Raw genomic sequence first — 20171 nt, 5'->3', positions numbered from 1 at the left:
ATCCTGCATAAAAGCTTCAAAACTTGATCTTATTGAAGTATTAGGATACGAATAGTTTTTGTACATTTGAATTGTAAGTTTCGAGGTTCGGAATTGAGAAACCGTTTCAAATCTGATTTAGCAACAACAATAAAAAACACCCTACACAACATGTCTGCGAGCATTTCTCCCAAAACATTTGATTTTTTAAACAAATTAAATAAAAACAATAACCGCGAATGGTTTAATGAAAATAAAAGCCTGTATACTGAATCTCAGCAAAACGTTATTACATTTCTGGATGAACTCATTAAAGAGATGTCAGGTTTTGATGAAGAACTTGCTAAAATTGACAGTAAAAAAGCACTGTTCAGAATTTACAGAGACACAAGATTTTCAAAAGATAAATCTCCTTATAAAACCAATTTCGGAGCATCTCTGGGAATGGGAAAAGGGAATCAGAAAGGAGGTTACTATCTTCACATGGAACCCGGCAAATCCTTTTTAGCCGGAGGTATCTATATGCCTGAATCTTCTGTTTTGAAAGAAGTTCGTAAAGAAATATCGGTGTACGGTGATGATTTTCTTAAAATTCTCAACAATAAGGATTTCAAAAAGCACTTCCCGCAACTTAACCAGGATGACAAACTAAAAAAGATCCCTCAGGGTTTCGAGAAAGAGGATCCTATGGGAGAATATCTGAAACTTAAAAATTTCATTGTAGTATATTCTTTAAAAGACGAGGAAGTATTGGATAAAAATGCTGTGAAAAATATGAACAAAATTTTTAAGTTGATGAAGCCTTTCAATGATTTCCTAAATACACCTTTTCTTTAATTTATCCTGAAACACAGATGCTTTTTACTCACAGGCTTTCATAGATAACAGCTAACAAACTTTCAATTTCTGAATCTTTTAGAATATTTACATAAGATTGAGGATATTATGATGTCTGTATGACAAATTTAAAATCCATTAAAAAACAGCTGATTACCAAACAGAAACAAAAGATAATTATTGAAAATCAAATTATTATAATTAACATTTTTTAAGAAAGTTTTACATTTTTGCTTATCTTTGCTGTTCGTCAAAACGCTTACGATGTCTTTATACCAAAAAATCGCAGAAAAACTACAATATATAAGTCCGAATTTCTATAAAAAAAGATATTTTAAAACGTTAAATAATCTTAATAAAAATAATTTTTCGGAACGTAATGTAGAACCGGAACTGGTATGGATTAAGGAATACCTTCCAAAAAATGCTGTTATATTGGACATTGGTGCGAATGTAGGAACTTTCCTATACCAGTTGGAAAATACTTTGAACCACGATAACATTTATGGTTTTGAACCCAATAAAAAGCTTTACCGTCGATTAAAAAGACTGTTTCCGGCAATGCATATCTTTCCTCTGGCTCTTTCTGACGAAAACATAATTGCTGAGTTCAAAGTACCTATTATTAATGGAAAAACAATTGCTTCCCGCGGTACTTTAAACACTTCTTATAAAGAAAAAGGAGAAGAAAAAAGCTATACGGAAAAAGTAAAAGTGATCAAACTGGATGAATGGGCAGCTCTGGAACATTTCAAAAGGCTTGATTTTATCAAAATAGACGTTGAAGGAAACGAAATAAAAACGCTTTTCGGAGCGAGGGAAACCATCCGACAGTTTACACCGACATTAATGGTCGAGATGGAACAAAGACACCACAAGACCCCTATATGGAATGAAATATCTGAAGTAATGAGCTGGGGATATGAAGCGAAATATCTGAACAGAAACAGCTTTACCCTGGAAAGTCTTACAGAAGATATCATAACACAAAATACAAACGACGAAAAAAATAAAACTCAGTACATCAACAATATTATTTTTATACCTAAAAACATTTAAAACAACTTATGAGTGTAGTAGCGAGACAAGGCTTCAAATATTCCATTATCGGTTATATTGGGTTTTTGCTGGGTACAGTTTCCGCAATATTCATATTTCCGAATGATTTTGAATTTTATGGAAAGCTGCGCTACATTCTTCCCACTGCAGAAATGCTGGTTCCTTTTGTAGTATTGGGAATTTCCTATTCAAATGTGAAATTTTTTCACACAGTAGAAAGAGACGGTAAAAAACAAAACATGCTGTCATTATCGCTGCTCACTGTCTTTATCAACTTTCTTATTTTCACAGTTGTATTTTTTATACTTCCTTATTTTTATCCAAAGTTCAGGCACTCTGAAGCATGGAAGATCAAGGAAATGATTCTTCCTCTGATTTTAATCCTTTCATTTTGTGCTGTTTTCAACAAATACACTTCCAATTATAAAAGAATTGTGGTTTCCAATATTTTCGACAATCTGTTTCCGAAAATAGCAAACCTGGGAGCTTTTTGCCTTTTCTTCTTTGCTTTATCGCAGAATATTATTGCTGCAACATCGCAGAAAATAGCTTTTGCTTTCTTTTTTGGAATATTCTTTTTAATGCTTTTGGGGTATATCTATTACACCAACAAACTGGAGAAAATCAAGCTTGATTTTAATACGGATTATTTTAAGAAAAACAATTTCTGGAAAGAATTTTTCAATTACAGTTTCTTCGGATTCCTGGGAACTTTTGGAAATTACCTGGCAATCAACAGCTTTATGATCGGAGAGTTTATGGGAATGGAAGAGGTAGGAATTTATTCTGTTTTATATGCCCTGATCTCATTAATCTCTATTCCACAGCTTGGATTATTTAATATCTCTGCTCCTATCATCAACAAAACGCTGGCAGACGGAGATATGGTAGAACTGGACAGGTTTCATAAGAAAACATCTTTAACATTATATTTTCTTGGCGCTGTTTTGTTCTCATGCATCATGGTTGGATTCCCTTATCTGACACAATTTATGCCCAAGAACGGAACTATGCTCAGAGAATATGAGCCTGTAGTCTGGATATGGGGTTCTGCTGTGCTGATAGATCTCGCAACAGGTTTCAACGGAAATATTATTTCTCTTTCAAAATATTACAGATTCAATATTCTGGTGATGCTTTTACTGGCTGGACTAACTATTGGGCTTAATTATTATTTCATTAAAAATACAGATCTGAAACTGATCGGAATTGCTTTATCTACGGCTATTTCCCTTACTATTTACAATGTTGTAAAAATTGTTTTCAATTATATTGTATTTAAAGTTTCGCCTTTAAGCATTGAAATGATTTTTGTTTCTATTATCTGTACTTTAGCTATTACAGTGGCTATTGTGCTTCCAAACTTCAATAGCAATCTGCTTAATCTTGTTTACAAGCCGGCAGTTGTTCTGATACTCATCTATATCGGAAATTATTTCACCAAAATATTCCCGGTTGAAGACTATCTGAATATGAGGTTTATCAAAAGTGTACTTAAGATTAAGTAGGCTTTTTAAAGCGTATTTATTGAATTACATTGATGTTATTTACATCAGAAAACTATTTAAAAACTGTTCCAGTTTTTTCTGCACCACTTCTTTACTGTAAGTTTTATAAAAGTCAAATGGAGTCTCTGATAAAGTTTCCAACTGATTAAGAATATTTTCTTTTTCAGGAATGATAAATTCAAGTTTTGAAGGATAATTTCCAGGAAAAACGGCCAATTTTCCGTAAGCCACTGCATCCCCAAGATTCCCTGTCATTTTAGTCACTCCATAAGTTTCTTTCATGCTGAAAAACTCTGTTTCCTGCTGAATCGGGCACCATAGAATATCTGCTTTCTGCATCCATTTCCCGAAATTTTCAGAAGAGACTCTTTCAGAGAAATAAGTAATACTGATATTTTCAGGCAGTCTTTGAGACATTTGTTCCAGATGTCTTAATTCATGATCCTTTGCTTTTCCAAGAAATACAAACTCACAATGCCTATCTGTCTTTACATTCTGAATAGTCTCAAAAATATAAGCATAATTCCTTCTTTTCTGTGAAACACCGCCTGGAATTACCACTACGAGATTTTCATTTTTAATTTTATCAAAATCTCTGGTATAAAACAGTGGCAAAAACTGATATTTCTCCGAAACCAATGCTTCATCCAGCACAAAAAGGGATCTGGAAGTCTGATAAACTTTAGTTTTATAAAATAATCCTTCTTTCAGCCACAATTTCAGTCTGAAAATAACATCTCCTTTGAAAACACTTTTCATCAGATTCAGTTTTGAAGCTTTTGTAAAATTAAGATTATGGGTAATGATTGCTGTATTGTACTTTTTTGTTATCGCTAAAAATGTATTAAAATAACGATGTACAGTTCCTATGACAACCAGATCATATCCTTTCCCTTTTAACTGATCCAGAATCATAGAACTGTCAGATAAAAAAACAGCTTCATTACGATGATTTATGTGATCTTTGACCCTTTTTGAAAAATAATAGTCTACCTTAAAATCCTGAGACCCTCCCATAACATCTATGAAAGCCTGGGCAATTTCTGCGTGTGTGTCTATTTCTATGTAAGCTATTTTTTTCACAGGGTTAATGGGAATCTTTATAAGTTTTGGCTAAAGCCAATTGATTTTTATTTTTATTAAACGGGCTAAAGTCCGCTCCTATTGAATTTACTAATAATTATTTATAAAACCTGTACAGTTTTACATCCTACATCTTCAGCCATTTCTTTTTCAGCATTCTCCAACGCTGATCATTAACAGTTTTTTGCTCTTCTTTTGTAATTTTAAGTTCCATTTTTTTTGATCTGCAATTTTCGTAGGAATTTATTATATCAAAGAAAAATGATGGTGATTTGCTTTTCATAGCTTCTTTTGAAGAGGCTATATAAGCCAGGAACCTGTTAAGACCTAAGAAATAAAAATACCTGCCATAATAATCTGCAGGCCGTATGGTGTAATCAGCTCCTTTTACTTTTATCAGTTTCACATGGAGTTCCGGAAGGACAACTTCCTTCCATCCCAGGTTTTCCAACAGTATGGAATCAATATTATCCCAGCCCAATGTTTCTCTTAAGCCTCCGATCTGAATAAAACATTCTTTACGGTAAGCCTTCATAGGGCCTCTTACGTGATGTTTATTAGAATTTCCTTCATAGACCCAGTTCCCTTCTTTTTCTATATACAAAAGACCTCCTACAAGTCCATATGCTGGATTGTTGTTAAAAGCTGTTTCTACTGCTGCCAGATAATTTTCGGGAAGAATGATATCGGCATCAAATTTACAGATGACATCAAATTCATCCATAGATTGAGTCCGGAGACCATTTTTAAAAGCATGAACGACTTTAGATCCGGGCTGATGTTCAGATTTCTGAAGGTTGATCGTTTCAAAACGGGAATCAGTTTCTGTATATTTCCTGATAATTTCAGGAGTTCCATCTACAGAACCGTCATTCACTACCACTACTTTAAAATCTTTGCTGCTTTGCAGTTGTAAAGAATCAAGTGTAAAGGAGAGATTGTCTTCTTCGTTATGAGCAGGAATTATGATTAAAAACCTCACGAATTATGGTATAAATGATGAATAATAAGTGATAAATGACCGCTAACAGGATCATTTACCACTTATTGTTTTTTATTATTTATTATGCGGTTTCAGCATATTTTTCGGATCAAGGATTTCATCCAGTTTCTCCTGGGAAAGAATTCCCTTTTCAAGAACAAGGTTATAAACGCTTTTTCCGGTTTCCAATGCTTCTTTAGCAATCTGTGTAGATTGTTTGTACCCGATATAAGGGTTCAGAGCTGTTACAATACCGATGCTGTGCTTTACCATATTCAGACAAATCTCTTTATTGGCTGTAATTCCAACCACACATTTGTCACGAAGGGTATCTAAAGCATTACAAAGGAAGTTGATATTTTCCATAATCGCATGAGAAAGCACCGGCTCCATTACATTAAGCTGTAACTGTCCTGCTTCTGCGGCAAAAGTTACGGTAAGATCATTCCCGAATACTTTGAAACAAACCTGGTTTACCACTTCCGGAATTACCGGATTTACCTTACCTGGCATAATAGAAGATCCAGGCTGCATTGGTGGAAGATTGATTTCAAAAAGACCGGCTCTTGGACCTGATGAAAGTAATCTTAAATCGTTACAGATCTTTGATAATTTCACAGCAAGACGCTTCGTTGCTGAAGAGTAGATCACATATGATCCTGTATCTGGTGTTGCTTCCACTAAATCCGGTGCTGAAACAATTGGGTATCCTGTAATCTGAGCTAAGTTTTTAGCACAAAGTGTAGCATAACCCACCGGAGCATTTAATCCTGTTCCGATAGCTGTTGCTCCCATGTTTACTTCTACAAAGAGGTTTGCATTGTTATTCAGCTTAGAGATATCTTCTTCTAATGTAGCTGCATATGCTTCAAACTCCTGCCCCAAAGTCATTGGAACAGCATCCTGAAGCTGTGTACGCCCCATTTTGATAACATCATGAAACTCCTGTCCTTTTGCACGGAATGCAGCAATAATTTTTTCAAGTTTTTCTACCAGACCGATGTTCATCTGCAGCAATCCCATTTTGATGGCCGTAGGATAAGCATCATTGGTTGACTGTGAAAGGTTGATATGATCATTAGGTGAACAGAATTCATATTCTCCTTTATTTTTCCCTAATTTCTCCAATACGACATTGGCAATCACTTCATTTGCATTCATATTGATGGAGGTTCCTGCCCCACCCTGAATCATATCTACCGGAAACTGGTCATGATATTTCCCGTCTACAATTTCATCACATGCTTCTGCTATTTTAAAATATAGGTTTTCGTCCAGAAGTCCTAATTCATAATTGGTTTTTGCTGCTGCTTTTTTTACAAAAGCCAACCCTTTTATAAAATCCGGATATGAAGACAAAAGCTGTCCTGAAATTTTAAAATTGTCGATAGCTCTTTGTGTCTGAACCCCATAATAAGCATCTAAAGGCACATTCAGTTCGCCTAATAGATCACTTTCTTTCCTGAAATTTTCCATTACAGATATTTTACTGTTTTTGATCGTTTAAAGATAGCAAAAACGCATCTAACCGATGCGCTTTAATTTGAATTATTTTACTGGATATTTTTGATTTAAAGCTTGCAGTATTGCCCATGTTTCGGCATCCATGATTCCGTCATAATTCTGTGGACGGAAGTGGTACTGGAATGCTTCAATTGTTTTTTTGGTAGCATCATCCCATGTTCCGCTAAGATCCAATCCATACCCAAATTTCTGTAATGAGGTCTGAATAAGGAAAATAAAGCTGGTTTCATTATATTTTGCCGTAATATCTGACTGTGCCGCCTCAAGATAAGCCTGCTTTGCTGCTTCATCATACCACATCCCAATCTGGTATTCGTCATACAGCTTTTTCCATGGGAACATAGGTCCCGGATCCTGTTTTCTTGTTGGAGCAATATCTGAGTGAGCAAGTACATAAGTAGGCTGAATCTGATATCTTGTCACAATATCTTTAACCAATGCGGCCACTTTTTTCACCTGATCATCACTAAAAGGAGCAAATGTTCTTTTACCTGCAGCATCTGTAGAATAGCCAGCATTTACAATTTCAATCCCGATAGAAGTATCATTAAGATTTTTATCATTTCTCCATGAGCTTACTCCTGCATGGTATGCTCTTTTATTTTCATCTACCAACTGATAGATCTCGTTATCTCCTGTATTATTTACCAGATAGTGGGCACTCACCGCCTGCTGGGTAAGAACGGTAATCGATTTATCATCTGCAAGAGCTGTATAATGTAATATTAAGTAACGTTGTCTGAAATTTTGAGCTACTGCAGGAAAATAAGTCTTTACAACTTTATATCCTCCTGGTTTTGCAGATACAATAGAACCATAACTTGCCGTATTATCATTTTTTGTTGGGTCTGCTATATTAGTAGTAAAAAAGTCTACTCCATGATCGGATACTACTTTTGGTTTTGGAGCCACCGGCGGTGTTGTCTGAACCTTCGGTTTGGCCTGTGTTATTGGGGTTTTCGGTTTGTAAGTATTTTTTTTCACATTTGGCTGAGAAGTACATGAAAAAACAAAAGTGCTTAATCCGATGATATATAATGTCTTACGCATCAGTTTGGTTTTTGGATGATTTATTACTTCAAAAATACACAAAATTTTCTTGAATTTTATTTGGTAAATAAAGAAATCTGTTCTATATTTGCACTCGCAATAACGGAACAACGATCATTAAAAAATCAACAAAAAGGAGGGTTGCCGGAGTGGTTAACGGAGCAGTTTGCTAAACTGTCGACGCGAAAGTGTCGCAAGGGTTCGAATCCCTTACCCTCCGCTCTTCTTATATATTCGGGGCGTAGCGTAGTCCGGTCATCGCGCCTGGTTTGGGACCAGGAGGTCGCAGGTTCGAATCCTGCCGCCCCGACTGTTTTAGTAGTTTTCTCAAAATTACTTAATGGGTGCGTAGCTCAGCTGGATAGAGCATCTGCCTTCTAAGCAGACGGTCAAAGGTTCGAATCCTTTCGCGCTCACTTAAAGACTTACTGGATACAGTGAGTCTTTTTTGTTTTTATACAATACCAAAAGCTTTTACAGCAAAAAAATAGAGCATCCCGATTTATAATCGGGACGGCAAAGGTTCGAATCCTTTCGCGCTCACAAAAAACCTCATATTTTTTTGAGACAGTTTTTATTTTTTCATCCACCATCAGACTTATATATTTCCCGGAACAAGGAAAACAAGACGAATTGACATCATTTTTCGTATGGCATTATTTTCGGCCAAAGAATAAATAGTTTTCATATAAATCTTTTGTTTTTTATTAAATTTAAAATCAAATAAGAAAGTGAACAAGCATTTAGCAACTGTATAATTTGAATGGATGAAAAAAATACTTTACACTTTTATAGTTTCTGTCATTGCAGTTTTAATCCTGAATAAAATTGTTTTTAAAGATATTCCTGAAAAAGAAAAACAGGAACTCCTGAAAGACGTCCAGCGGTATAAACATCCTATAAAAAGTATTTCTATGGAATACCCAGACAACAGTGACCTTAAGGTTCTGGGTTCTGTGCTTAAAGATAACAGGATTTTAATGTTGGGAGAAAACATTCATTATGACGGAGCTACCATGCAGGCCAAAAGCAGACTCATCAAATATCTTCATGAAAATTTGGGATATAGCGTTGTACTTTATGAAGCAGGACAATATGATACCTGGGTGATGAATGAAGAAATGAAGAACAATAGCCTGAAAATTCCTTCAGCTTCCATAGGAGGAGTGGGACTTTTCGATTTTTGGTGGGATAACAGCGAAACCCAACCTCTGATCAGCTATTATCAGAAAACTAAAACATCATCCCATCCGATAGAGCTGGGCGGATTTGATATACAATTTTCCGGAAAGGAACTTTATGACAAACGAAGTAAGTTATTGAACGATTTTTTAAGCAAAAATTCGATTGACCTTAAGCCATTTCCTCTTCTAAACAAAAACCTTAATCAGATCTCCAATTTTATGTACAAAGGGTTTGCCGGAAAAACTTTATCAGAAAATCAGAAAAAAGACTTTCTCAATGAAATCAGCCGGCTTGAACAGGTGGTTTCAAAACTGAAAAAAACACCTGAAAATAGAATATATACCCGGTATTTACATGATATGAGAAACAATTTTGATAAAATATGGAAATATAAGGCCGGATCTATGCAGAGTATGCAGTTCAGAGACTCTCTGATGGCTAAAAATCTTATTCATCAGATTGATTCTGTGTACCAGGGACAAAAGATTATTGTGTGGTGTGCAAATCTTCATACTTTTGCGAGCCGGTACAACAAAGATTACTTACCTCTGGGCGCTTATATCAAAAGTAAATACGGAAAGGCTTCTTATATGGTTGACTTTTCATCCTATGCCAAATATAATAAAACAGGAACCCCTATGGATAAGCCTGGAAAGCTCGCCATCGAAAATACGTTTCATGCAACGAAGACTCCTTATTTTTTTATCAATCTCAGAAATATCCCGGAAAGTTCTGTACTGAAGAACGAGTTTGTATCCACTATCAATCAGGGAACAGATCAGAAAAAAGTCTGGAGCCAGTTTTTTGACGGAATATTCTATATAGACACCAATACTTTTTTAACCTCTCACGAATAATGGAAAGCATTACTACTCAAAACCTCAGTTATACCATAGGTTCTAAAACTATTCTGAACAATATCAACCTTAACATTCCTGAAGGCAGTATTTACGGCTATCTGGGAAGAAACGGAGCGGGAAAATCGACTACGATTAAACTTCTTCTGGGACTTTTGGAATCATCTGCAGACAATATTTTCATTCAAAATAAAAGCTTAAAACAGAATCGGACAGAGATTCTTGCCAACACAGGAAACCTGATTGAATCCCCTTGTTTTTATACAAAACTTACTGTTTTTGAAAACCTCAAATACCTGGACATTATCTATGGCAAAGGAAACAAAAGGATTGATGAGGTTCTAGAACTGGTAGATCTTCATAATGAGAAAAAGAAAAAGGCAACAGCTCTATCAATGGGAATGAAACAGCGTCTGGGAATTGCGATGGCTATTTTTCATGATCCGAAACTTCTGATCCTGGATGAACCACTCAACGGACTTGATCCTCAGGGAATCTTTGAAATGAGAAAACTCTTCCAGCATTTGAATGAACAGGGAAAAACCATATTTCTTTCAAGCCATATTTTGAGCGAGCTTGAAAAAACGGCAACCCACATTGGAATTATTGAAGGCGGACAAATGATTTTTCAGGGCACAAAAAATGAACTTTTAAGCAATGTGGAAAAAGAAGTTGTTTTAAAAGTTAATCCTGTTGAAAAAGCATTAGCTCTACTCCAGGACACATTTTCCGCAACGCTGAATAATACAAACAAAATTTCTGTAAGAATCAATGATGATAAAGAATTCAATAGCCTTCTCACCACGTTGATCCAAAATGGAATTGAGATCTATGGTATAGAATCTCAAACCACCAATCTTGAGCAGATCTTCATTAATTTAATTTCTAAAAATCATGACTAATACCAATATTTTCTTAAAAGCTTTTTCATCCGAGCAGTATAAACTCTCGAAAAACAAAGAGATTTTCGGAATTCTGCTGCTTCCTGTTTTAATCATCTTTGCGATTGATCTGTACATGGTGTATGATGTGCTCCGTTCCGGAGCGGAAGAAACAGAGGGAACAGTAAATCCCTGGAAAATGTCATTGGGAAGGACTATATTTATGTTTTTCTATCTTCTCTACCCTATTCTGGTATCACTTTTTGTACACGCCTGCTGTGATGTGGAATACAGAAATAATAATTATAAAATTCTTTTCACGCTTCCAGTTTCCAAAACCAAAATATTTTTCTCGAAAGCTATATTTATCCAGATAACTGTTTTTTTCTCTGTTCTTTTCTCTTATCTGACTTTACTGCTAAGCGGATATCTGCTAAGTATCGTTTTTCCACAACTGGGTTTCCAGAATTATGATTTCAGAGAAGTGATATTTTATGTCTTTCTGAAGTTTTTTATTACTCTTTCTGCTATCGCTATGGTACAGCTAACTTTGAGTCTTCTTTTTAAAAACTTCATTTATCCTATTGGTTTTGGAGTATTCATGCTGCTTTTCACGACGATTATCTATCAGAAAAAATTCGCTGATTTTCTGATTTATACCGGAGGCTACAAATCAATGGAAAACTTCATGAACGAAAATATCGCTTTCGAAAGAATAGATTACTGTAATATCGCTGCTATTTTTATCTTCATGGCTACGAGTTTTTATCTTTTTGTAAGGAAGAAAGGGGGTTAAAAGGATGGAAGATGGAAGCTTGAGGATGGAAGTTCATACTACATCAATCGATAGATATCGACCAACTTCCCTCTATCATCTTCACGCTTCTTTATCCAATATTTATGCTACTGCTTTTACTTTTGTTCCGGTTTTGGCGGCCTCGATTTTCTTATTATTTCTAAGCTCACGTTTCATTTTACGGTAATCCCAGGGTGCAACAGCATTCACATCCTGCCAGAGACCGACTTTTCTATATTGTGCATTTTCCTGAATTTTACCTAAAGAAGCATCTTTGGAATAAGAAAAATACCACCATCCCATTCCGGCTTTAATAAGCTCTTTGGAAAGGTATTTCCCGTCATCATAATATACTTTCGCAATAGACCTTCCATAACGGTCTGTAGTGGTTTCTACAAAGCTTACCGTTTTCCCAAATACCTGGGCAGAAGTAAACTGTTTGGCATTTTTCCCGAATGCCTGTCCACTTTCCGGACAATCGACTTCAGCCAGCCTGATTTTTTTTTGCTGATTGCCTTTTAACAGTAAAGTAATGGTATCTCCGTCTGAAATTTTGACCACTTTTCCGGTAGTCTGTGAGAATAGGAATACAGGGAAAAGTACGTACAGCAGCATTAATCGTTTCATGGGGCAAATATAGGGATTAGTGGGTCTTGTTTAATTAAAAAAACCTCGCGTTTTGTGAGGTTTTTTATTACTTTGTACAGAAGTGACACAAGGATAAATACTTATCTAAATTATTCGAAAGATCTATTTCTTAACTTATCTAAATATATATACAACTTATTATCTCTTCTAATAAAATCATAATAATAGTATCTTTTATTTATTATAAAACAATAATTCTCAGTTCCTATTGATAACCTAACAATAGAATCTTTTTTCCCTTTAATAGAAAAAAAATTAAAATTATGTTCATAATTTTCTTCTGTATCTATATATTTTTTTATTATTTCATTATCAAACTCTACTTTAACAGTATCTTTAATACCTGATCTAAATAAAAATTTATATTCATTGTGGTCATATTTTTCTTTACTATTATAATTTAAAATTATCTCATTTGATCCACATTCATTTTTTATTTCCAACGGACCTTTAATCGATTCACATGAAAAAAATAATGTAAATAAAATCACAGAAATTAGAGTCTCTTTTTTCATTTTATTTATCTCCAAAATCAAATTTTTCAATCTTATCAGAATTTTTTATAATTACATCTAAAGAACCTTTTGGTTTTAGTATAGAATCTCCAACAGAAACCTTATCCCACCAATCTCTGTAAACAACTATACTATCTTTATTGCCATAGACCAAAAATGATATATTGTGATTATCATAGTCAATATACTTTTTACTAACTATAGATTTTATACCCTTATCTCTAATTTCATCTAAAAAACCGCCTTCGTCTTTTGACGAAAATATAAACTTATATAAAAAAACTAATGCAGCAACGATTAAAATCACTAATAAATTTTTATTTCTACTCATTTAAAAAATCAATTTTTATATCCTTACAGAAACAATTTCTAACAGACTATGTTTTTAATACCATCACCCGCTAAAAGGCATTGCTACATATGTATTTTCAAAAATATTCAAGGGCAAAGTTTCGGTTATTGTTGAGCAGGCTTTATCACTCTCCACAATGCAGACTTTAAGTAATTCCCCACGATGATGATAGCCATTTAAGATCAATGCCTGAATACCATCAGTATCTAAAATCCTGACAACCGCTCTAAATTTATCTACTGTATCCGTTAATTTCAGAAATCCTAAATCAATATCAGCAAATGATATATTCTCATCGGTCACAATCTGAACAAAACGTTGTCCTGTATCGTATGCAGTCAGGTCTTTAAATTTTTTATCCACAGTTGTAAGATTGGTTTCTAAGCAATCCAGATATACTTTTTGTTCTCCTGACAGATAATTTCGGGTATGCAGCTTAGCTTCCTGTAAGATCTCAATATCATTTCTCCTGAACGCTCTTTTCCACTCATCAATTTTTACTAAAATATCTTCATCTGCATACTCCCATAAAAACGAATACACTTTTTGACCAGGAAAAAAAATTCCCATTTGAATTTCATCTTCGCGATTATAAAACAACCAGAAACTTTCGTACTTCAATTCATTATGTTCAAAAAAATTTGACAGGTAATAAACATTAGTATCTCTATATTTCTTCATAAAATTTTATTTCAATTTTTCGGCAAACCCTTTGGCAGTAATAATTATACTTCCCAATAACCAATATGTACTGGCATTGATGAGTGGATCTTCATAAAATCATCATATTCAAAAGAGTGAGAGTAAAAATCTTCAATATTGATCTCAATTTTATCAATCTTAATTTCCTGATGTAAAAAAAATGTAAGGAATTCTTTTATAAAATCATTGATATTAATGTCTACACTCTCATCAATATATAATCCTCCATTTATCTGATTTTCAGAATAACCACCTCCCCAAAACACAGAATTATTTTCTATAAATGCAATAAAACTGTCTACAACGTGTTCCGACAAATTTTCATGAATCATAATTGTAAACTCAAATATATCTTTCATTATTATTTTAAATCAGTATATAAAGTTGAAGTATCAAAAGGAAATGTAATAGATCTGATGTCCGAATTTTTTGTTTTCCTAAAAATAATATCCGAACCAATGAATAATGATTCAGTTTTCAATAAAAAAACATGATCATTTTTATTATTCTTTTCAAAAATCACATTGATAATGTTCCAATCATCTGTAGTGAGTTTCTTTTTCTCCATTATATCCCGAATTTTCTGAGACGAAATTCTATCTATTTTTACACAATAATATGTTTTCTCTCCATTATTAACATCTTTACGAATACAATTAAAAATATACATATCATTTTCAAATAAAGTAACTGATGTTATAATATCATCATACCAGTCAAGTATATACAATTGAGTAATAACCACTTATTATTTTATTTTTTACTAAAATTAATATTGAACAGAGTTTATTTTAATGGTTTTAAAGATTTTTAAAAACAACTCTTTATTCTCTTCACTCAAATCATTAATAATAATTGCCATCTTATTTTTGTGAACATCTACACTATCAAAATGAACACCGATAGATCCTTTATCCATTTTCTTAGGCAGCATAATCTGAGCCCTGTGCAGATTGATGGTATCGTAGTAGTAGTAATTAACATTATAAATTCCGTTTCTGTAATCTCTATCGGAATTATCTGACAAATAAGTATTAAGCTCGATATTACTCTTAAGCTTTTCAAAAATTTCGGGTTCTGAAACAACCATATAATTATCCTCTTCAAAAGGTTTATAATCACCATAATAAACATATCCGATATGCTTATTTCCAATATTGATACTAAACACCTGAGAATCTTCAGCAGGTTCTTTTTTAACAACAAATGATTCAGGTAAACTAAGAGATATGTTGGCAATTTTATGGGTTACAAATTTTTCATCCCTGCAACAAGAATACATCATCAAAAGGCAGCTGAACAGAAGAAAACGAGCGCCTGTTTTAAAGGCTGTTTTTTTATATTTTGGGATAAGAATGTTTAATGTGAACAAAAAAAGCGGAAATTTTTTCATCATTTTTAAAGCAGGCTAAATCAATGGTTATTAACAGGCTAAAGGTAATAAAAAAGGGTTAATGAAAAATTAATTAAAAATTATCCTTCATTTTATTTTTTTATTAAAAAAAGAATTGCAAATTTGCAGCCCTAAAAACGAAGTAAAATTCGTTATTGATGACACCTTCGGGGCGTAGCGTAGTCCGGTCATCGCGCCTGGTTTGGGACCAGGAGGTCGCAGGTTCGAATCCTGCCGCCCCGACTGTTTTAGTAGTTTTCTCAAAACTACTTAATGGGTGCGTAGCTCAGCTGGATAGAGCATCTGCCTTCTAAGCAGACGGTCAAAGGTTCGAATCCTTTCGCGCTCACTTAAGGAGACACTATTTAATAGTTGTCTCCTTTTTTTATATCCATAAAAATATGTAATCCAAAATTTACTATTGAGACATTTAGAATTTAATTTTTAAAGCCAGAATTGATAAAATTTCCATCTGCACATCAGATTTTCCGTTATATCTACTTTTATGTCAACAAAGACATATCTTTGTTTCTATGTTTATTAAGTTTAACTTTTTCTCATAGTCATTCTGTAACTCTTGGGAGTCCAGCCTGTTTGTGTTCTGAAAAAATAGGAAAAATGAGAGAAATTATTAAATCCAAGCTCAAAAGCTATTTCTTTAATTGATTTATTTGAACTGTGTAACAATTTCTTTGCCTCCAATAATATTCTTTGTTTTATAAATTCTAATGGAGATATTTTATATTGCTTTCTGCACAGAACTCCGAGGTAATTGGGAGTAATACATAGTTCTTCAGCATAAAAGGCTACGCCTTTTTGTGTTTTGTAGTGGGTTTCTACAAGTTCATGGAACCGGAAAACAGGATTATTGTAATCACTCAATGCTGATTTTCCATGCATCTGCTCTATCCAAAGGTTAATCATTAGCGCTAAAAGTCTTACCCTTGCATTAATAAGTTCCGGAAATACTACTTCCGAATGTATTTCTTTACGAATCGCATCAAACTCCATACTGAATTTTTCATAGGCTTCTTCATTTGACTGAATCATTTCGTATGTACTGTGAGGCGAAAAAGTATGCTTTAATGTGGGAGAAAATGTTTCAAGAATAGAATCATTAATGATCAGCCTTCTGCCACTCGCATGTGAAGGCAGATTCCATATATATTTCCTTTTAGGGAGATGAACAAATAATTGCCGGGAATTTAAGGTATAAGTATCAATATCCGTAATACAGTTACCATCAATACATTCATCTAAAATAATGATTGTGAAAGAATTGTCAGGAAAGCGGTTAAGCTCGGAAGAACTTATTTCGCCCTGATAAATAACATCAATGTCTTTTTTATCCTCTTCTTTCAATACAGCTGAATTATTCTTTTGTTGCATCTCTTATTAATGTACGATAAAGTTACTTAAATTCAATATTAATACTCATCAATATCCGGAATTGTGAAATAAATATTGTCTATTATCTGCAAGTATAGAATTACCGTTTTCAAAGAAAAACATTCAGTATATTTGTAATAAGACTTATTATATTTAAATGTTGACAGATCAATTTGGAAGGAGCATAAACTATCTTCGGCTTGCTATCGTAGACCGGTGTAATCTCCGCTGCACCTACTGTATGCCGGAAAACGGTCTTACCTGGATTAAGCAAAAGGAATTAATGACTGACGAAGAAATGCTCAGAATCTGTTCGGTATTTACAGAATTGGGAGTAGATAAAATCAGGATAACAGGAGGAGAGCCTTTTGTCAGAAAAAACAGTATTGAACTCATCCAAAATATATCGCAATTAGATGGACTTACCGATCTCAGTATAACAACCAACGGTCTTCTTACAGAACAGTATATTCCGCAACTTAAAAAATTCGGGATCAAATCTGTCAACTTAAGCCTTGATACACTCGATAAGGAACGCTTTTTCCGAATCACCAGAAGAAATAGTTTTGATCAGGTGATGAAAACTTTAGACAGTTTATTACAACATCATATAAAAGTAAAAATCAACACGGTAGTCATGGAAGGGGAAAATACTGAGGATATCATTCCATTGGTTATGCTCGCAAAAGAGCTTCCGGTAGATGTCCGCTTTATTGAAGAAATGCCTTTTAACGGAAGTGATACTGATATTTCCCTGAAATGGAATTTTACACAAATTTACAGCTATATTAAAGATCATTTCCCAGAAATCCAAAAGACAGATGATCCTAAAAGCTCAACGTCTTACAGTTATAAGATCCCAGGCTTTACAGGAAATATTGGAATCATTGCAGCTTATACCCGTTCATTTTGTGGAGACTGCAACAGAATAAGAATCACTCCTTCTGGTATTCTCAGAACCTGTTTATATGAAGGAACCGGTGTCAATCTAAAAGATGAAATCCGTATGGGAAAAACAGATGAAGAGTTGAAAAACATAATTATCAGCAGCATACAAAAAAAACCGAAAGACGGCTGGGAAGCTCAGAAACTGAGTTTAACCGCCTCACAAATCCATCAGTCAATGGCAACAATAGGAGGATAACTATGGAAATGATTAGCGTACAGCAGGCAGAAGAGATCATACTTTCCCAAATCAAAGACTTCGGAACCGAGGAGATTTTCTATGAAAATGCCTTAGGAAGAATTTTAGCAGAAAATATTTTGGCAGATCGCGATTTGCCGCCATTTGACAGGTCAACAGTAGATGGAATTGCCATCAGTTTTAATTCGTTTGAAAAAGGAATTCGCACCTTTACCATCAAAGCTGTACAGGCAGCGGGAGAAGTTCCAGTTTCTATTGATGACGAAAACGAATGCATAGAAATTATGACTGGAGCAGCTTTGGATTCTTCAATGGACACTATCATTCGTTATGAAGATATTTCGATAAACAAAAATTTTGCAAGCATTACTATCGATGTTAAAAAAGGACAGAATATCCATCTGAAAGGAAGAGATAAAAAGGCAGGAGAAATATTGGTAAAAGCCAATCAAGTGATAACTCCATCTATTCTCGGGATTGCTGCGTCAGTGGGAAAAACATTTCTAACAGTGAAAAGACTTCCCAAAGTAGCCATTATTTCTACAGGGGACGAAATGGTACCACCTGAAACGATCCCTACTCCATTTCAGTTAAGACGCTCCAACGGAATTACTATAAAATCCGTTTTGGAAAAATACAGAATAAATGCTGACTGGCTGCATTGGAATGATGATTTTGAATTCATAAAAAAGGAACTTTCCCAATGCATCGAAAATTATGATATTTTGCTGATGAGCGGTGGGGTTTCTATGGGGAAATTCGATTATCTGCCCAAAGCCTGTGATGAACTGGGAATAGAGAAAATTTTTCATAAAATAAGACAAAGACCGGGAAAACCGTTCTGGTTTGGAAAAAGCCAAAATGAAAAATTGATTTTTGCATTTCCGGGAAATCCGGTTTCCGTATTTATGTGTCTGTACCGGTATTTTATTCCCTGGTTGGAAAAATCTTTGGAGATCCCGAAAACAGCACAATATGCCGTTTTACAAAATGATATAGATTTTCCATCTCCACTTCAGTATTTTGCGCAGGTAAAACTCAGTGTGAACCCATCGGGACAATTAATCGCCGAATCAGTAAATACCAATGGTTCCGGAGACTTTTCCCATCTCGCAGAGACTCATGCATTCATAGAGCTTCCCCTGGAAAAAACTGAGTTTAAGAAAGGCGAAGTGTATAAAATCTGGAAATATAATTTTTAATGTATTTATGACAAACTTTTCACATCTTAATAAAAAGGAACAGCCGGGCATGGTAAATGTTGGCAGTAAAAAAGTTACGCACCGAAAAGCCGTTGCCAGAGCTATTGTGAAAATTCCTGAAAATATCCTGGAAGCACTTCAAAAGGATGATTTTAAAACTAAAAAAGGTTCTGTTTTCCAGACTGCCATCATTGCAGGAATAATGGCAGCAAAAAAAACCGGTGATTTGATTCCTCTCTGCCATCCGATCGGCATGGATAACTGCGAAATAGATATTGAAATCAACTCTCAAAATGAAATTGAAATCTATTGTACTGCAGAGATTGAAGCAAAAACAGGTATCGAAATGGAAGCACTGACAGGAGCTTCTGTTGCTGCACTTACCATTTACGATATGTGCAAAGCAATGAGCCATGACATTGTGATAAAAGAAATACAACTCATCGAAAAAACAGGAGGAAAAAATGATTTCAAAAGAGACTGATTTCCCCAAATTAAACGGACTGATACTGGCAGGAGGAAAAAGCCAGCGAATGGGAAATCCTAAAGATAAAATCAATTGGCATGGCAAAGAGCAGCGGTATTTTGCGGCTGATCTTTTAGCTCCATTTTGTGAGGAGGTTTTTATTTCCTGCAGACAAGACCAACTGGAAAATTTTGATACGGATTACAAGCCCCTTACCGATACTTTTCTGAACATGGGACCTTTCGGCGGCATACTTTCGGCGTTGCGCTCTCAAAGAGATAAAGCATGGTTAGTCGTTGCCTGTGACTTACCTTTATTGGATGAAAAATCTTTAGAATTTTTAATTGAAAACAGAAATACCGAAAAAGCAGCAACCACTTATGAAAGCCCGTTTGATGGGCTTCCAGAACCGTTGATTACCATTTGGGAATCTAAAAGTTATCCTCTGCTCCTTAATTTTTTAGGATCAGGAAATACCTGTCCAAGAAAAGTTCTGATCAACAGTGATACATTAATCCTGAAACCAGGTAACCCAGAAGCTTTGATGAATGTGAACACACCTGAAGATATGGCAAAGGCAAAGGAAATTTTAAGAAAATAGATTTAACCGAAGATAAAA

Annotated in this window: 21 protein-coding genes and 5 tRNA genes; 15 read left to right on the top strand and 11 right to left on the bottom strand. The window is 34.5% G+C overall.

Going from position 1 to position 20171, the window contains the following annotated elements:
* The first annotated feature begins 150 nt into the window (after positions 1-150).
* The 3 genes from KIK00_RS20825 (at position 151) to KIK00_RS20815 (ending at position 3383) form a co-directional block, all read left to right on the top strand.
* On the top strand, positions 151-816 hold the full coding sequence (locus tag KIK00_RS20825; protein ID WP_255814186.1) for a DUF2461 domain-containing protein: 666 nt from the start codon (positions 151-153) through the stop codon (positions 814-816).
* 264 nt (positions 817-1080) lie between these two features.
* The gene (locus KIK00_RS20820) at positions 1081-1875 is read left to right on the top strand and encodes an FkbM family methyltransferase (RefSeq protein WP_255814185.1); all 795 of its coding nucleotides are present in this window, start codon (positions 1081-1083) and stop codon (positions 1873-1875) included.
* An 8-nt stretch (positions 1876-1883) separates the two neighbouring features.
* Positions 1884-3383, top strand: a complete 1500-nt coding sequence (locus tag KIK00_RS20815; protein ID WP_255814184.1) for a lipopolysaccharide biosynthesis protein — start codon at positions 1884-1886, stop codon at positions 3381-3383.
* 39 nt (positions 3384-3422) lie between these two features.
* Here the strand turns inward: KIK00_RS20815 and KIK00_RS20810 are convergent, their stop codons facing one another.
* From KIK00_RS20810 to KIK00_RS20795, 4 genes are all read right to left on the bottom strand, one after another.
* Entirely contained in the window at positions 3423-4466 is a 1044-nt protein-coding gene (locus tag KIK00_RS20810) for a hypothetical protein (protein ID WP_255814183.1), read from the bottom strand.
* Between the two features lie 127 nt (positions 4467-4593).
* Positions 4594-5448 carry a glycosyltransferase family 2 protein gene (locus tag KIK00_RS20805; RefSeq protein WP_255814182.1) on the bottom strand — a complete coding sequence of 285 codons (855 nt, stop codon included), beginning with the start codon at positions 5446-5448 and terminating at the stop codon, positions 4594-4596.
* 75 nt (positions 5449-5523) lie between these two features.
* On the bottom strand, positions 5524-6924 hold the full coding sequence (aspA, locus tag KIK00_RS20800) for an aspartate ammonia-lyase (RefSeq protein WP_255814181.1): 1401 nt from the start codon (positions 6922-6924) through the stop codon (positions 5524-5526).
* A gap of 72 nt (positions 6925-6996) precedes the next feature.
* The gene (locus KIK00_RS20795; RefSeq protein WP_255814180.1) at positions 6997-8022 is read right to left on the bottom strand and encodes an N-acetylmuramoyl-L-alanine amidase; all 1026 of its coding nucleotides are present in this window, start codon (positions 8020-8022) and stop codon (positions 6997-6999) included.
* 135 nt (positions 8023-8157) lie between these two features.
* Between KIK00_RS20795 and KIK00_RS20790 the strand changes: the two genes are divergently transcribed.
* From KIK00_RS20790 to KIK00_RS20765, 6 genes are all read left to right on the top strand, one after another.
* A tRNA-Ser gene (locus KIK00_RS20790) sits at positions 8158-8242 on the top strand.
* Positions 8243-8257: 15 nt separating this feature from the next.
* Positions 8258-8332, top strand: a tRNA-Pro gene (locus KIK00_RS20785).
* A gap of 32 nt (positions 8333-8364) precedes the next feature.
* Positions 8365-8438 (top strand) — tRNA-Arg (locus KIK00_RS20780).
* 351 nt (positions 8439-8789) lie between these two features.
* The gene (locus tag KIK00_RS20775; protein WP_255814179.1) at positions 8790-10064 is read left to right on the top strand and encodes an erythromycin esterase family protein; all 1275 of its coding nucleotides are present in this window, start codon (positions 8790-8792) and stop codon (positions 10062-10064) included.
* The gene (locus tag KIK00_RS20770; RefSeq protein ID WP_255814178.1) at positions 10064-10966 is read left to right on the top strand and encodes an ABC transporter ATP-binding protein; all 903 of its coding nucleotides are present in this window, start codon (positions 10064-10066) and stop codon (positions 10964-10966) included. The genes KIK00_RS20775 and KIK00_RS20770 overlap by 1 nt, the downstream gene beginning before the upstream one ends.
* Entirely contained in the window at positions 10959-11741 is a 783-nt protein-coding gene (locus tag KIK00_RS20765) for an ABC transporter permease (RefSeq protein ID WP_255814177.1), read from the top strand. Before KIK00_RS20770 ends, KIK00_RS20765 begins: the two co-directional genes overlap by 8 nt.
* Before the next feature lie 102 nt (positions 11742-11843).
* Here the strand turns inward: KIK00_RS20765 and KIK00_RS20760 are convergent, their stop codons facing one another.
* The 6 genes from KIK00_RS20760 to KIK00_RS20735 form a co-directional block, all read right to left on the bottom strand.
* Positions 11844-12368, bottom strand: coding sequence for a thermonuclease family protein (locus KIK00_RS20760; RefSeq protein WP_255814176.1), 525 nt, complete (start codon positions 12366-12368; stop codon positions 11844-11846).
* 110 nt (positions 12369-12478) lie between these two features.
* Complete coding sequence (locus KIK00_RS20755; protein WP_255814175.1) at positions 12479-12904, bottom strand: hypothetical protein; 426 nt, start codon at positions 12902-12904, stop codon at positions 12479-12481.
* A 1-nt stretch (position 12905) separates the two neighbouring features.
* Positions 12906-13235, bottom strand: coding sequence for a hypothetical protein (locus KIK00_RS20750; RefSeq protein WP_255814174.1), 330 nt, complete (start codon positions 13233-13235; stop codon positions 12906-12908).
* Positions 13236-13298: 63 nt separating this feature from the next.
* Positions 13299-13937, bottom strand: a complete 639-nt coding sequence (locus tag KIK00_RS20745) for a hypothetical protein (RefSeq protein WP_255814173.1) — start codon at positions 13935-13937, stop codon at positions 13299-13301.
* Positions 13938-13981: 44 nt separating this feature from the next.
* Positions 13982-14317, bottom strand: coding sequence for a hypothetical protein (locus tag KIK00_RS20740; protein ID WP_255814172.1), 336 nt, complete (start codon positions 14315-14317; stop codon positions 13982-13984).
* A 410-nt stretch (positions 14318-14727) separates the two neighbouring features.
* Positions 14728-15354, bottom strand: a complete 627-nt coding sequence (locus KIK00_RS20735) for a hypothetical protein (protein ID WP_255814170.1) — start codon at positions 15352-15354, stop codon at positions 14728-14730.
* Between the two features lie 165 nt (positions 15355-15519).
* On the opposite strand from KIK00_RS20735, the gene KIK00_RS20730 reads away from it, so the two are divergent.
* Positions 15520-15594: transfer RNA gene (locus tag KIK00_RS20730), tRNA-Pro, on the top strand.
* A gap of 32 nt (positions 15595-15626) precedes the next feature.
* A tRNA-Arg gene (locus KIK00_RS20725) sits at positions 15627-15700 on the top strand.
* Between the two features lie 197 nt (positions 15701-15897).
* Here KIK00_RS20725 and KIK00_RS20720 read toward each other — a convergent pair.
* Positions 15898-16740, bottom strand: a complete 843-nt coding sequence (locus tag KIK00_RS20720) for an AraC family transcriptional regulator (RefSeq protein WP_255814169.1) — start codon at positions 16738-16740, stop codon at positions 15898-15900.
* Positions 16741-16897: 157 nt separating this feature from the next.
* Here KIK00_RS20720 and moaA point away from each other — a divergent pair, with 157 nt between their 5' ends.
* Genes moaA through KIK00_RS20700 form a run of 4 tightly spaced genes read left to right on the top strand, consistent with a single transcriptional unit; the run spans position 16898 to position 20153 of the window.
* Positions 16898-17884 (top strand): GTP 3',8-cyclase MoaA, encoded by a 987-nt coding sequence (gene moaA / locus KIK00_RS20715; protein ID WP_255814168.1) that lies wholly within the window; start codon positions 16898-16900, stop codon positions 17882-17884.
* A gap of 2 nt (positions 17885-17886) precedes the next feature.
* Entirely contained in the window at positions 17887-19086 is a 1200-nt protein-coding gene (locus KIK00_RS20710) for a molybdopterin molybdotransferase MoeA (protein WP_255814167.1), read from the top strand.
* Positions 19087-19093: 7 nt separating this feature from the next.
* The gene (gene moaC, locus KIK00_RS20705; protein WP_255814166.1) at positions 19094-19570 is read left to right on the top strand and encodes a cyclic pyranopterin monophosphate synthase MoaC; all 477 of its coding nucleotides are present in this window, start codon (positions 19094-19096) and stop codon (positions 19568-19570) included.
* Entirely contained in the window at positions 19551-20153 is a 603-nt protein-coding gene (locus KIK00_RS20700; RefSeq protein WP_255814165.1) for an NTP transferase domain-containing protein, read from the top strand. Before moaC ends, KIK00_RS20700 begins: the two co-directional genes overlap by 20 nt.
* The last annotated feature ends 18 nt before the right edge of the window (positions 20154-20171 follow it).

The organism is Chryseobacterium sp. MA9, from assembly GCF_024399315.1.
Lineage (GTDB): Bacteria > Bacteroidota > Bacteroidia > Flavobacteriales > Weeksellaceae > Chryseobacterium.
Note: the sequence above shows the minus strand (reverse complement) of the source record. Positions and strands in the feature narration are given on the sequence as shown.